Below are 12596 nucleotides of genomic sequence, written 5' to 3' on the forward strand. Positions count from 1 at the left end.
ATTTGCAGCGGCCGCCCATCCGCTGATCGCGCGCGCCAGGCCCCCCCTGCGCCGGGGTCGCTGCAGGTGCCGCTGAAGCCCCACTCCATGCTCGCCCCCCAAGCCCCCCTCGTGATCTGGGCAGCGGTCGCCGTTGCCACCATCGGCCTGCTCTTCCGTCCTTTCCGCATCCCCGAATATGTGTGGGCGTTGTGCGCTGCCGCCCTGTTGCCGTTGCTGGGCGCGGTGTCGCTGCACACCGCATGGGGCGCGGTGGCCGAAGGCCGCGACGTCTACCTCTTCCTGGTCGGCATGATGGTGCTGGCCGAACTGGCGCGGCGCGAAGGCCTGTTCGATTGGGTGGCGTTGTACGCGGTCCGGCATGCGGGCGGATCCGGGCGACGCCTGTTCGACCTGGTATTCCTGGTCGGCACGCTGGTGACAGTCTTTCTTTCCAATGATGCGACAGCCGTGGTGTTGACCCCGGCGGTCTACGCCGCCTGCAAGGCGGCGCGCGCCAATCCCCTGCCCTACCTGTTCGTCTGTGCCTTCATCGCCAATGCGGCCAGCTTCGTGCTGCCCATTTCCAATCCGGCCAACCTGGTGGTGTACGGCCAGCACATGCCACCGCTGCTGCAGTGGCTGGCGCAGTTCGCGCTGCCGTCGGCGGCGGCGATCGGTGCCACCTACCTGGTGCTGCGCTGGGTGCACCGGCGCGAGATCGCCCAGCCGCTGGTGGCCGCGCCGGCACATCGCCCGTTGACCGACGGCGGCCGGCTGAGCGCACTGGGCGTGCTGTTCACCGGCACCGTGTTGCTGGTCACGTCCGCCTTGAACGGGCCATTGGGCCTGACCACGTTCTGCGCGGGCACGCTGAGTGTGGCGGTGGTGGCGATCCGCCAGCGGCGCAGCCCGCTGCCACTGCTGCGCCACGTGTCCTGGGGCGTGCTGCCGCTGGTGGCGGGACTGTTCGTGCTGGTGGAAGCGGTGGCGCAGACCGGTGTCATCCAGACCGCGGCCAGCGCCCTGCAGGCCCTGGCGCAGGCATCTCCCCGCCAGGCCAGCTGGCTGGCCGGTGGCGCGGCTGCGCTGCTGAGCAACGTAGCCAACAATCTGCCGGTCGGCCTGGCCGCCGGCTCGCTGGGGCAGATGGCCGATCTGCCGGTGCAGACCCGTGCCGCATTGCTGGTCGGCGTGGATCTGGGACCCAACCTGTCGGTCACCGGTTCGCTGGCGACGATGCTGTGGCTGGTGGCGCTGCGCCGTGAGGGCGAGCATGTCAGCGCGCTCGACTTCCTGCGCGTCGGCGCGCTGGTGATGCCGCCGGCGTTGATCGGAGCACTGCTGCTGCTCTGATCGGCGCACGAGCGGCATGCGCTTCTAGAAGGCCAACTGCAGACGGGTATTGAAGGTGGTGCCTTCATCCCTGCCCGCAGCACTGCCGCTGCGGTGGCGGGTCTGCCAGCGCACGGCTTCGAACATCACCCGGCTGAAATCGTTGAGGTACCAGTTCGCGCCCAGTGTCCACGCGTGGCCGGTACCACCACTGGGCAGTTCGGCATAGTCCACGTCCTCATAGCGGCCCTTCAGCTCCCACGCGCCACTGCCGCCGCGCGTCACCGGATCGGCCACCTTTACCTTGCCCCACGTGCCGGCCTTGCCCGAGTAGGACGGCAGCGCGCCCACCAGGAACCAGCCAGCGGAGATCGCCCACGCCTCGTGGTCGCGATCATAGCGCCCGCCGGCATCGGCCCCGCGCAGGCTTCGCGTACCCCACTCGCCGGTTGCCCACGCCGGGCCGAAGAAGCCGGCCAGTTCCGCACCGTAGGCGGTGCTGCGCTCGGCGCCCACCAGCGTGCCCGGTGTGATCCTGACCAGATCGTTGAAATGCCCCGCGATGGCCGAACTGCGCACCACGCCGGTGGCCCCGGCAGGAATCTTCTCGTGGAAGGCCCATGCGCCCAGATGCACCGTGGCGTCGGCAGTGTCCAGCGGATTCCAGTGGACGCGGGTGGCCCAGGTCTGGCTGTCGTTGTCGGTGCCGGCGTTGTTGAAGTCGTTGCCGGCTACCGACAGGCTGGCATGCCAGCCCTTTCCATACACCCGCTCGGTGAGCCCGACACCGAACAGGCCGCGCTGCGGCAGCATCAGCGTGCCGACCACGTTGCGGTCCTGGAAAGGCGTGTTGGACGTGCTGCTGGAGCCGTCGATACCCCGGTCGTTGAGGCGGTTGCCCACGGTCAGGTCGGCCGGCAGCCCGAACAGGCGGTGTTCCACGGTGGCGTAGACCGACTTCCACGCCACCGCGTTGTCCGCGAAGTCACCTTCCACTGCCCAGCCGAGGATACCGTAGCGGCCTTCGGCGCCCAGCCGCACCGAGCGGATCTCGGTACCGGAGATATTGCGGTCACTCACTGAGGATCCGTCGGTGCTGGATGCGTCGACGAACAGGCGTCCGCGCGGACGGAACGCCACGGCGCCATCGGCACTGCTGAACTCCGGCGCACCCTTGGCCCAGGAGACCTTCGGCAGTCTGGACTGGCTGGTTTCCAGTGCGGCCACCCGCGTTTCCAGCGCAGGCGGGGGCGGCGTTGACGGTGCGCCCGCACTGCCCTGCCCGCCCTCCACGGCACGCAGGCGCGCCTCCAATTGCTGGATCTGCAGTGCCTGCTGCTGCACCAGGCGTGACAGCTCAGCCTGGCTCAGCGGCGCGGGCAGCGAGGACGCGGACTGTGCGTCGGCATGGCCACTGGTCAACAGCAGGCCGAGCGCGACCGACAGCGCTGCCAGCGGCAGCACGGTGGAATGGTTCATGGGCTCTCTCTCCGGCCAGCCGGCCGCCTGGCCCGGCGCTGGCCTGTTGCGGTGGTGCGGGGGAAGATCGGGGGAGGAAGCGCGCGCCGCCGGATCGGCCCGGCGGCGCGGCAGGCGGGCTCAGCCCGGCCCGGTCAGCTGGTGGCCTGTGCCTGCGCGTTGGGACGCCAGGTGATCAGCTTGTTCTCGACCACGTCCAGCAGCGCGTCGATGACCAGCACGAAGGCGGCCAGGATGATGATGCCGGCGAACACACCGACGGCGTTGAAGTTGCCTTCTGCCTGCGCGATCAGGTAGCCCAGTCCCGCCGAGGCGCCGAGGTACTCACCGATGATCGCGCCGACCACCGCGAAGCCCACCGAGGTGCGCAGCGAAGACAGGATCCAGCTCGCCGCTGCGGGGAAGTAGACATGGCGTAGCAGGTCGCTGCGGCTTGCGCCCAGGATGCGGGCATTGGCCAGTACCACCGGATTCACCTCGCGTACGCCCTGCATGGCATTGAAGAACGTGGTGAAGAACACCAGGGTGACCGCCAGCGCCACCTTCGACCACAGGCCCAGCCCCAGCCACAACACGAAAATCGGGGCCAGCACCACGCGCGGAATTGCGTTGAAGCCTTTGATGAAGGGATCGAGGATGCGCGCCGAGCGGCGGCTCAGGCCGAGCCAGACGCCGCCGGCCACACCCAGGCCGGTGCCGATGATGTAGCCCAGCGCGGTTTCGGTCAGCGTGATGTAGACATGCTGATAGAACGACGTATCGGACAGCCAGGTCCAGGCCTGCTGCACGATGGCGGTTGGCGATGGGAAGAAGAACGGATCGATCACGCCCAGCGCGATGCCGCCTTCCCAGCCGCCGAAAACGGCGACCACCAGCGCGAGCTGGATGAATTTGTCAGTCTTGGCGTGCATAGCTCTTCTCCACTTCGCCGCGCAGGCAGGCCCAGATATCGCGGTACAGGTCGGTGAAACGGTCATCCAGCTTGATTTCGGCCACGTTCCTCGGCCGTTCCAGATCCACATCGAAACTGCGCACCACGCGGCTGGCCGGGCCGGAGGACAGCACCACCACGCGGTCGCCCAGGGCGATCGCTTCTTCCAGGTCGTGGGTGATCAGGATCACCGAGCGCCGGTCTTCCTGCCACAACCGCAGCAGCTCGTTCTGCATGAGGTGGCGGGTATGGATGTCCAGCGCCGAGAACGGCTCATCCATCAGGATCACCTTCGGCTCGACGATCAGCGCCTGGGCCATCTGCACGCGCTTGCGCTGGCCACCGGACAGCTGGTGCGGGTAGCGATGCTCGAAGCCGGCCAGGCCGACCTTGGCCAGCCAAGCGTTGGCCTTGGCCTTGCGTTCGGCCTCGGGCACACCACGGAAGCGCAGGCCGAGTTCAACATTCTGGTACGCGGTCTTCCACGGCAGCAGCGCGTCCTGCTGGAACAGGTAGCCGACCGACTCCTGCACGCCGCTGACGGCACGGCCATCGATGCTGACCTGGCCCGACGACGGCTTCAGCAGGCCCGCCACGGAATTGAGGATGGTGCTCTTGCCGCAGCCGGTCGGCCCGACGATGGCAAGGAACTCGCCGTCCCCCACCTGGATGTCGACATCGCGTACGGCGGTGAATTCGCCGAAGGACATGGTCACCTTGTTGATGGCGACCATGGTCTGTGCAGGCTCCAGCTGCGGCGCGCCATTGAACTGGCGCACGGTGGCATTGAGGGCCATGGGTTACCTCCGCTTACGGTTGGGCAGCCGGCGCCGCAGCGTTGGCACGCTCGACGAAGGCATTGGTGTAGGTCCGGGACAGATCGATATCGGCCTTGGCGACATCCGTGTTGAACTCACGCAGCACCTTCAGCGGTGTTTCCAGATCGGCAGGCGTGAAGTGACCGTCCCGGGTGAAGATCGCGCGCGCGTTCTCCACCGCGCGGGCATAGGTGGCGCGGTCACCGGAGACGTAGCTGTCCGGCAGCGCAGCGACGATGTCTTCAGCACTGTTGTCGGCGATGAACTTCAAGGCCATCTGCTCGGCGCGGGCGATCTTCTCGGCCGCTTCGGGGCGCTTGTCCAGGAAGCTCTGGTTGGCGTACATCACCGAGGTCGGGTACAGGCCGCCATAGACCTGGCGGGCGCCGTCGTCGCTGCGCGCGTCGAGGAGGATCCTGCCGACCTTGCGCTCGGTGATCAGGGTGGCGGCGGGATCATAGTTGACCAGCAGGTCGATCTTGCCCTGCTCCAGCGCGGCCACTGCTGCGGCGCCCGAGCCGACCCCGATCAACGAGATGCTGTCGGCCGGAATATCGTGCTGGGCGAGGAAGTGACGGACGAAGAAGTCGGACGAGGAGCCCGGTGCGGTGATCCCGACCTTCTGGCCCTTGATGGTCTCCGGGCGCGCCGGATCGAAGGTGGCATCCTCGCGGCCGGCCATCACCAGGCCGGAGTTGCGCGAGAGCAGTACGAAGGCCACCACGTCCTTGCCCTTGGCCTGCATCTGGATGGTGTGGTCGTAGAAGCCGACGGCTACGTCGGTGGAATTGGCCACCAGCGCCTGCAGCACCTTGGAGCCGCCCTGGGCGAAGTTCTCGGTCTTCACCTGCAGGCCGACGTCCTTGAAGTAGCCCTTGGCGTCGGCAATGAAGAACGGCAGGTTGTTGAGGTTGTAGGAGCCGACGCTGATGCGCACCGGTGCGTTGTCGCTGCTGCCGGCGGCCGCGCCTTCCACGCGCCCGCTGTTGCTGCATCCGGCCGCGGCCAGCCCGGCCACGCACAGCGCGGCCATCAAGAACTGCTTGTACATCATCCCTCCCAGGAGTGAAGCATCTACGTTGTAATGGCGGGCATGCGCGTCTACGCAGGCCCGTCCGGGTTCAGATCATGCCGCTGACGTCCATTGGCGGGCTTGGGTGGCACTGGCCGTGGCGGGCGCGGGCGAAGTCGCGTACACGCGCCCCTCGAACAAGCGGCGTGCGGTGCGGACCACGCTGGCAATCACCGGCGAATCGCCCGAGCTGCGACTGAGGCCCACCTCCAGGGCCCCACTCGGATGTTCGAGGGTAATGCTGCCGGGAACGGACCGGCCTCCGACCAAAGTGTGGGCCAGCGTGCCCGGCGTGACGGCGGCGGTGGCCAGGCCGACCGCGCCAGTAATGGCCAGTGCGGTGTGGCATTGGTGCGGCATGAAATAGCGCACCTGCAGATCGCCGCCCTGTTGCGGCGCCGACAGCAGCACCGGCTTGGGAATGACCTTGTTGCCGGCGTCGGCGATGCCCATGCGGGCGCCCGCCTCGATGCGCAGCGCTTCCAGCCGGCGCATGAACGCCGCGTCCGCGTTCAGTTCGGCGGGCGAGGCATCACCACGCACGCCCAGGTCTTCGGCACGCACCAGCATCATCGGCATGGCGCAGTCCACCAGGCTGGCCGGCACGCCATTGATGGTTTCCTGCGCATGCCCGCTGGGCAGCAGCTTGCCGGTGCGGGCGCCTGCGGCATCAAGGAAGGACAGCCTGACCGGCGCGGCTGAGCCCGGCGCGCCGGCAATGCGCGTATCACCGCGGTAGGCCACATTGCCGCCCGGCGTTTCCACCGTGGCGATGATCAACTTGCCGGTGTTGACGTTGTGGATGCGCACTTCGGTCTGCGGATCCTGCGCCTGCACCAGCCCACGCTCGATGGCATACGGGCCTACGGCCGCCAGCATGTTGCCGCAGTTGGGCGAGGTATCCACCACTTGCTGCTCGACCCGTACCTGGGCGAACAGGTAGTCGACATCGGCGTCCGGGCGGCTGGAGCGGTCGATGATCGCTACCTTGCTGGTCAGCGCGTTGCCACCGCCGATGCCGTCGATCTGCAGCGGATGTCCCGAGCCCATCACTTCCAGCAGCAGGCGATCGCGTTCGGCGGTGTCCGCCGGCAGGTCGCTGGCCAGGAAGAACGGGCCCTTGGAGGTGCCGCCGCGCATGAGCACGCAGGGAATGCTGAGCAGATCGTTGGACATACGTGTGCTAGATTGATGCGTATAGGGGATGAATGACCCCTCTGTGATTCGATACTGGCATGACCCCAATTGATCTGTGAATTGCTGATTTTTGGATGATTGATACCTGATGAGCATCAATTGCGAAATCCTCGATCTCCGTGCGTTCCTGCTGGTGTCGGAGACACGCAGCTTTCATCGGGCCGCGGAAATCCTTCACGTCTCCCAGCCGGCACTCAGCCGCCGGATCCAGAAACTGGAGCAGGCGGTGGGTTCGCCGCTGCTGGAGCGCACCACGCGCAGCGTCAGTACCACCGCTGTCGGCGAGAACCTGCTGCCGCTGGTGCGCCGCATGCTGGAGGAATTCGATGGATCACTGTTCTCGCTGCGCGGCCGCGAAGACACCCGCGGCGCGACAGTGACCATCGCCTGCCTGCCGACGGCGGCGTTCTACTTCCTGCCCAGCGTGATGGCGCGTTTCCACGAAGCGCACCCGAACGTGCGCTTCCGCATCCTGGATATCCCGGCGACGGAGGGTCTGCAGGCAGTGGAACGTGGCGAAGTCGAGTTCGGCATCAACTTCATGGGCGCCAACGATCCGAATCTCGATTTCGACGTACTGGCAGAGGACCCGTTCGTGCTGGCGTGCCGTCGCGATCATCCGCTGGCGCGCAAGCGCAAAGTGGAATGGGCCGACTTGGCCGAGCACCAGTTGATCACCGTGCATCGCACCAGCGGCAACCGCACGCTGCTGGATGGTGCGCTGGCGCGCGAGAACCTCAAGTTGAGCTGGCACTACGAAGTGACCCACCTGTCGACGTCACTGGGCATGGTCGAGGCGGGCATCGGCGTGTCCGTGCTACCGAAGATGGCCACGCCAGATGGGGATCACCCCACCCTGGTGACACGCGCGATCGGCAACCCGGTGGTGTCGCGCACGATCGGCATCGTCCGCCGCCGCGGCGCCCTGCTCTCGCCCACGGCGGAGCGATTCCTGCAGATGCTGATGAGCCAGTGGCGTGGGGAGGCGTGAGCAGCCCCGCAGTTCACGCACCCATCCGTTCCGGCACACGGGGCGCTGACGGGGCCGCCCTTCATGACGAGGCCGCGAAGATCGACGCAATACCTGCAAGCGATCCCACGGCCACCCATGAGAGCGTGGCGAATGCAGTCAGCAGTACCTTCCGGTGGACGGCCTGCGCTTCGTTCTGGGCCTCCGACCGTCGCGCATAGGGCCTGGAGAAACCCAGCAGTTCGCCGGTGACAGTCAACACCCCCATCAGGATCAGTGCGGTCACGCAGAAGCCGAACATGGAGCCTATGAAGGCCAAATGGCGGGTGTCGCCGATAGCCGGCTGAGTCCCGGCCAGGGCTTCCACAAGTTGCCCCGTCCACCGTGCGGGCAGCCAAGCCAGCGGCCGGCACTACCAGGTCAATCAGCCTGCGGTTTCCAGCCCCTTGCCTGCCGCATCCATCCGCAGCGAGGCCAGGTACCGGCCGTACTTGCCGACGAAGATGCCAGTGAACCCGCCCGTCAGCAGCAGGTAGGCGGCACTGAAGCCGGCACTGGCGGACAGCGACGGCGACACCGCAAACGCGACTTCGAAGCCGTACTTCACCAGGAAGGTGACCAGCAGCAGCGGCAGCAGGCTGAAGTCCGCGCTGCGCCAGAGCTTGCCGGTGCTGCGGTCCAGCGTCAGCTTCAATCGATTCAGCAGCAGCCAGGCAAGTGCCGCGCCCGTGGCTATGCCGGCAAGCCACTCGCTCCAGGCGGCCAGCGACGCGCCGAAGCGATGACTGATCGACCACGCGCCCCAGACGGCGAACAGCGCGGGCACGATCGCCAGTTTGTGCAGCGAGGTTTCTGCAGGCTTCATGGCGGCGATGCCACGGGTGACCAGGAAGGCCAGGAGCAGCCAGACCCAGATCGGCGTCTGCGAGGCGAGTTGCTGGAGCATGTTCATGAGCGGTCCCCTTGATGAGTGGTGGCTGAGTGGTGGCGAGGTGCCCTCGCATTGGCGCTCACTATTCGCTTCCGCCCGGGTTGCAGCCAGTGACAGCTGTCAGCCATCGCGGATGACCCGCCGGCATGCTGCGCGTCCCCGGCAGCTGTCGGGGTGGATTCACCCGGTGCACCCTGCGCGGGCCGGCCCTCAGTCCGCGCTACCATCACCACGACGCCGCTGCGAGCCACGTGCATGTACCACGACCCTGTTCGACGTCGCCTGTGTGCGGCGGTGCTGGCCACTGGCTTCGGCCTGTCAGCACCGTCGGCGCTGGCGAGCCGGGCGACGTTGGCGGGGTGCGGTTCGCTGACCGCATTGCTGCAGGCCGAACGGCAGCCTGGCATGGCGGTCGTTCTGGTCGATCACGGGCGCATTGCCGCGCTGTGCACGACCGGGCGGCTCGATGACACCCGACCTGCACCGATTGATCGCCATACCGTGTTCGAACTGGGGTCGATCACCAAGCTGTTCACGGCCCTGCTGATTTTCCGGCTCCAGCAGCGGCATCTGCTCGACGTCACCGCGCCCATCGGCCAGTACGTGGAAGGGTTGCCTTCCGCATGGGCATCCACTTCGCTGCTGCAGCTGCTGAGCCATACCTCAGGCATTCCCAACTATCTGAATGAAGAAAATTTCCTGCGGTTGATGCCGACGAATCCAGCCCCCCGTGAATTGCTCGCAGAGGTGGCCGAGCGGCCGCTGGCGTTTGCGCCCGGTGCGCGGCACGCCTATTCCAATACGAACTACATCCTGCTCGGCCTGGCCATAGAGCATGCAACCGGCATGGACTACTGGCGGGTTCTGCAGGAGGAGATACTGTCGCCGCTGGGCATGCGCGATGCGGGACCGCGTCGTGCAGACGATCGGCGCCGGATTGCCCAGGGGCATCTGTTCCAGGATGGCCACTGGCGCGCACCACCGCCCACTGCTCCGGGCTCGGCATGGGCCGCCGGCGGCCTGCTCGCCAGCATCGACGACATGGCGCGCTTTGCTGTGGCGCTGGACCAGCATCGACTGTTGCCCGAGGCGGCCCTGAAGCGGATGTGGTGCGACACACTCCTCGCCAATGGCAGCAAGGCGGGCTGGGGGGCCGGCTGGGAAGTTTCCGATGGCGGAAAGGTAGTCGGCCATGGCGGCGGGACCGCAGGCTTTACCGGGTATCTCCGGCACCGTCCCACCGATCGAAGAACGCTCGTCGTACTGATCAATCGCGCCGGAGACATCAACCCGCAGGGCATTGCAGAGCGCCTCGACCTGGGCATGCGTCGCTGCAATGGGAGGCTTTCCAGGCCGGCGCCTTCGCTGGATCAACCCGGCACCCGGACAACGCGATCCATGCCATGACGCAGATCATCGGCGCTGGCTGATGGAAATGCGCCGCCGGTACCGCGCCACCCACTCCAGCGACGGCGCAACACCGCCGAACGGGAAGAAATGCGGGCTGACCTGGCCATGGGCGCGGGTCAGCCCCTTCACCAGGCGATCGACGAACACCTCCGGCCCTGCCGTGCCGAGCAGCCGGCCGATCGAGATGCCGTACCGGGCCAGCATCGATGCACTGGCGCCTACGCCGCACATCGTGGCGTAGCGCAGCAGGCGAGAGACGCTGGCCGGGCCCGGCACGCCGACCAGCACCGGAACGCTGATGCCGCGCGCGCGCAGTGCATCCAGCCAGGCCAGCACGGCATCGGCATCGAAGGCGAACTGGGTGGCGATCACAGGCGTCATGCGGCGCGCTTCGATGGCCTGGCACTTGCGTTCGAGTACCTGCCAGCGAGCGTCGCCGCTCATCGCCGGATGGCCTTCCGGATGCCCGCCGATACCTACGACCTTGATGCCGAAACGCTCAAGACGCCCGGTCTCGATGATCGAAGCACTGTCGGCAAACGGCCCGGCAGGCGTCGCGAGGTCACCGGCGATCAGCAGGCAGCGCTCCACCCCGGCTTCGCTGGTGGCGCGCTCCAGGAAGCGTTCAAGCGCTGTGCGTGACCCGATGCGCCGCGCGGAGAGATGCGGCATCGGCTCGAATCCGAGCGCGCGCACGGTGCGCACGGCGGCCAGGCGGGCGTCGTCATCCTCGCTGGCCAGCCAGGGAATGGAGATGACCGTACCGCGCGGGATCCGATCCGCCTCGGCGCGCAGCGCGGGCATGGCCTTCGCGCTGACTTCCAGTGAAAAAGCGTTGATGAAGGCTTCCGCCTGCGCTGAGGTACCGGCCGGCATCAGCGCGCCTCGCGTGCATTGCCGGCAAGCGGCGAGCTGTTGCGGGCCAGTTCGATGAAGGCCTGCAGGTAGTCGATACCGGTATCGGCCTCGCGCGCGCCCAGGTAGATCTGCTTGGGGATGCCCTTGGCGCCCAAGCGCACGGGCACCACGTCCATGCGCGTGGCGTACTCCTCCACCAGCCAGCGCGGCATGGCAGCCACGCCGCGGCCGCTGGCCACCATCTGCATCATGATGTCGGTGGTTTCGATGGCCTTGTGGCGCCGCGGCGTGATGCCGGCCGGCAGCAGGAACTGGTTGTAGATGTCCAGGCGCTCGAACGGCACCGGATAACTGATCAGCACTTCCTGGCCGAGCTGGCGCGGTTTTACGTAGTCCACCTTGGCGAGGGCATGGTTCCCGGCCACCACCAGCACCTGTTCGTAGTCGAACACGGGAATGAACTTCAGGCCCGGCTTCAGCAGCGGGTCGGGGGTAACCAGCAGGTCGATCTCGTAGCCGAACAATGCGCCGATACCGCCGAACTGGAACTTCTGCTTGACGTCCACATCCACGTCCGGCCATGCCGCCAGGTAGGGCGAGACAATCTTCAGAAGCCACTGGTAGCAGGGATGGCACTCCATGCCGATGCGCAGCGCGCCACGCTCGCCCTGCGCGAACTGGCGCAGGCGCTCCTCGGCCAGGTCCAGCTGCGGAAGCACCCGGTTGGCCACTGCCAGCAGGTACTGTCCGGCCTGGGTCAGCCGCAGGCTGCGACCCTCACGCAGCCAGACCTCGGTACCCAGCTGCTGCTCCAGCTTCTTCATGCTGTGGCTGAGCGCCGACTGGGTCAGGTTGAGCACGCCGGCGGCGGCGGTGAGCGAGCCCTGCTGCTCGACCTGCTGCACGATGCTGAGATGGATGCGCTCCAGCATGACGATGAATCTCACTCATGGATAGGTGAAGTAATACCATTTTACGTCATGGAAAGGCATGACTAGGATCGGGTCATGCCTTCATCCCACCGCCCTCTCCGTATCGTCGCCGTGTCCGGCGGACTGCAGCGCCCCTCGCGGGCCACCCTCCTGGCCGAGCATCTGCTGGGCGTGATCGGCAACGACGTCCATTGCGAACACCATCTGATCGAGCTCGGCGAGCTCGCCCCGCAGCTGGCCGGCGCCCTGTGGCGCTCACAATTGCCCGAGGCTGTCGAGCGCCAGCTGCTTGCCGTCGAGCAGGCCGATGTCCTCGTGGTGAGCACGCCGGTCTATCGCGGCTCGTACACCGGGCTGTTCAAGCATTTCTTCGACTTCATCCACCAGGATGCGCTGGTCGACACCCCCATCCTGCTGGCCGCGACCGGCGGCAGCGAGCGCCATGCGCTGGTGATCGATCACCAGCTGCGGCCGCTCTTCAGCTTCTTCCAGGCCCGCACCCTGCCGCTGGGCGTCTATGCCACCGACCGCGATTTCGCCGACGGCCGCGTGCACAACGAACCGCTGATCGAGCGCGCTCGACTGGCGGTCCACCGAGCCATGCCACTGCTGGCCCTGGCCCGCCATCCCGTCGCCGCCCTCGAGGCTGCCGCAGCACCCTGAATGCCGGATGCGCTCGCCCCG

The 12596-nt window shown here is 67.0% G+C and carries 13 protein-coding genes; 4 read left to right on the forward strand and 9 right to left on the reverse strand.

The genetic code is table 11. The features are described 5' to 3' along the window. Positions 1-87: 87 nt before the first annotated feature. Complete coding sequence (locus VG543_RS04970) at positions 88-1335, forward strand: arsenic transporter (RefSeq protein ID WP_423177927.1); 1248 nt, start codon at positions 88-90, stop codon at positions 1333-1335. A 24-nt stretch (positions 1336-1359) separates the two neighbouring features. Here VG543_RS04970 and VG543_RS04975 read toward each other — a convergent pair whose 3' ends face one another. From VG543_RS04975 to VG543_RS04995, 5 genes are all read right to left on the reverse strand, one after another. Next, positions 1360-2793 carry an OprO/OprP family phosphate-selective porin gene (locus tag VG543_RS04975; RefSeq protein WP_423177928.1) on the reverse strand — a complete coding sequence of 478 codons (1434 nt, stop codon included), beginning with the start codon at positions 2791-2793 and terminating at the stop codon, positions 1360-1362. A gap of 134 nt (positions 2794-2927) precedes the next feature. After that, on the reverse strand, positions 2928-3704 hold the full coding sequence (locus tag VG543_RS04980) for an ABC transporter permease (protein ID WP_005409726.1): 777 nt from the start codon (positions 3702-3704) through the stop codon (positions 2928-2930). After that, a complete protein-coding gene (locus VG543_RS04985) occupies positions 3688-4521 on the reverse strand; it encodes an ABC transporter ATP-binding protein (protein WP_014647218.1) in 834 nt (277 codons plus the stop codon). Before VG543_RS04985 ends, VG543_RS04980 begins: the two co-directional genes overlap by 17 nt. Positions 4522-4534: 13 nt before the next feature. Beyond that, positions 4535-5593, reverse strand: a complete 1059-nt coding sequence (locus tag VG543_RS04990; RefSeq protein ID WP_111098466.1) for an ABC transporter substrate-binding protein — start codon at positions 5591-5593, stop codon at positions 4535-4537. 75 nt (positions 5594-5668) lie between these two features. Then, positions 5669-6790 carry a 4-oxalomesaconate tautomerase gene (locus VG543_RS04995; protein WP_423177929.1) on the reverse strand — a complete coding sequence of 374 codons (1122 nt, stop codon included), beginning with the start codon at positions 6788-6790 and terminating at the stop codon, positions 5669-5671. Positions 6791-6899: 109 nt separating this feature from the next. On the opposite strand from VG543_RS04995, the gene VG543_RS05000 reads away from it, so the two are divergent. Further along, the gene (locus VG543_RS05000) at positions 6900-7802 is read left to right on the forward strand and encodes a LysR family transcriptional regulator (protein ID WP_010485668.1); all 903 of its coding nucleotides are present in this window, start codon (positions 6900-6902) and stop codon (positions 7800-7802) included. A gap of 61 nt (positions 7803-7863) precedes the next feature. On the opposite strand, the gene VG543_RS05005 is transcribed toward VG543_RS05000, so the two are convergent. Beyond that, positions 7864-8148 (reverse strand): hypothetical protein, encoded by a 285-nt coding sequence (locus tag VG543_RS05005; RefSeq protein ID WP_423177930.1) that lies wholly within the window; start codon positions 8146-8148, stop codon positions 7864-7866. A gap of 57 nt (positions 8149-8205) precedes the next feature. Continuing rightward, positions 8206-8733 carry a DUF6622 family protein gene (locus VG543_RS05010; RefSeq protein WP_155029570.1) on the reverse strand — a complete coding sequence of 176 codons (528 nt, stop codon included), beginning with the start codon at positions 8731-8733 and terminating at the stop codon, positions 8206-8208. 234 nt (positions 8734-8967) lie between these two features. On the opposite strand from VG543_RS05010, the gene VG543_RS05015 reads away from it, so the two are divergent. Continuing rightward, a complete protein-coding gene (locus VG543_RS05015; RefSeq protein ID WP_423177932.1) occupies positions 8968-10119 on the forward strand; it encodes a serine hydrolase domain-containing protein in 1152 nt (383 codons plus the stop codon). 6 nt (positions 10120-10125) lie between these two features. Here the strand turns inward: VG543_RS05015 and VG543_RS05020 are convergent, their stop codons facing one another. Together VG543_RS05020 and VG543_RS05025 are read right to left on the reverse strand one after the other, a co-directional pair. Beyond that, positions 10126-10998 carry a methylenetetrahydrofolate reductase gene (locus VG543_RS05020; RefSeq protein WP_423177933.1) on the reverse strand — a complete coding sequence of 291 codons (873 nt, stop codon included), beginning with the start codon at positions 10996-10998 and terminating at the stop codon, positions 10126-10128. After that, positions 10998-11912 (reverse strand): LysR family transcriptional regulator, encoded by a 915-nt coding sequence (locus VG543_RS05025; protein ID WP_053443057.1) that lies wholly within the window; start codon positions 11910-11912, stop codon positions 10998-11000. Before VG543_RS05025 ends, VG543_RS05020 begins: the two co-directional genes overlap by 1 nt. Before the next feature lie 75 nt (positions 11913-11987). Here VG543_RS05025 and msuE point away from each other — a divergent pair, with 75 nt between their 5' ends. After that, positions 11988-12575: an FMN reductase gene (gene msuE / locus VG543_RS05030; RefSeq protein ID WP_155029573.1), complete on the forward strand. Its 588-nt coding sequence runs from the start codon at positions 11988-11990 to the stop codon at positions 12573-12575. Positions 12576-12596: the final 21 nt, after the last annotated feature.

Origin of the sequence: Stenotrophomonas sp. CASM101, from assembly GCF_049384845.1 — a bacterium.
Classification (GTDB): domain Bacteria; phylum Pseudomonadota; class Gammaproteobacteria; order Xanthomonadales; family Xanthomonadaceae; genus Stenotrophomonas; species Stenotrophomonas hibiscicola.

Excerpts from the sequence above, each read along its gene's own strand:
- VG543_RS04970 (WP_423177927.1), top strand. The coding sequence starts at position 88 with ATGCTCGCCCCCCAAGCCCCCCTCGTGATCTGGGCAGCGGTCGCCGTT.
- VG543_RS04975 (WP_423177928.1), bottom strand. The coding sequence starts at position 2,793 with ATGAACCATTCCACCGTGCTGCCGCTGGCAGCGCTGTCGGTCGCGCTC.
- VG543_RS04980 (WP_005409726.1), bottom strand. The coding sequence starts at position 3,704 with ATGCACGCCAAGACTGACAAATTCATCCAGCTCGCGCTGGTGGTCGCC.
- VG543_RS04985 (WP_014647218.1), bottom strand. The coding sequence starts at position 4,521 with ATGGCCCTCAATGCCACCGTGCGCCAGTTCAATGGCGCGCCGCAGCTG.
- VG543_RS04990 (WP_111098466.1), bottom strand. The coding sequence starts at position 5,593 with ATGTACAAGCAGTTCTTGATGGCCGCGCTGTGCGTGGCCGGGCTGGCC.
- VG543_RS04995 (WP_423177929.1), bottom strand. The coding sequence starts at position 6,790 with ATGTCCAACGATCTGCTCAGCATTCCCTGCGTGCTCATGCGCGGCGGC.
- VG543_RS05000 (WP_010485668.1), top strand. The coding sequence starts at position 6,900 with ATGAGCATCAATTGCGAAATCCTCGATCTCCGTGCGTTCCTGCTGGTG.
- VG543_RS05010 (WP_155029570.1), bottom strand. The coding sequence starts at position 8,733 with ATGAACATGCTCCAGCAACTCGCCTCGCAGACGCCGATCTGGGTCTGG.
- VG543_RS05015 (WP_423177932.1), top strand. The coding sequence starts at position 8,968 with ATGTACCACGACCCTGTTCGACGTCGCCTGTGTGCGGCGGTGCTGGCC.
- VG543_RS05020 (WP_423177933.1), bottom strand. The coding sequence starts at position 10,998 with ATGCCGGCCGGTACCTCAGCGCAGGCGGAAGCCTTCATCAACGCTTTT.
- VG543_RS05025 (WP_053443057.1), bottom strand. The coding sequence starts at position 11,912 with ATGCTGGAGCGCATCCATCTCAGCATCGTGCAGCAGGTCGAGCAGCAG.
- msuE (WP_155029573.1), top strand. The coding sequence starts at position 11,988 with ATGCCTTCATCCCACCGCCCTCTCCGTATCGTCGCCGTGTCCGGCGGA.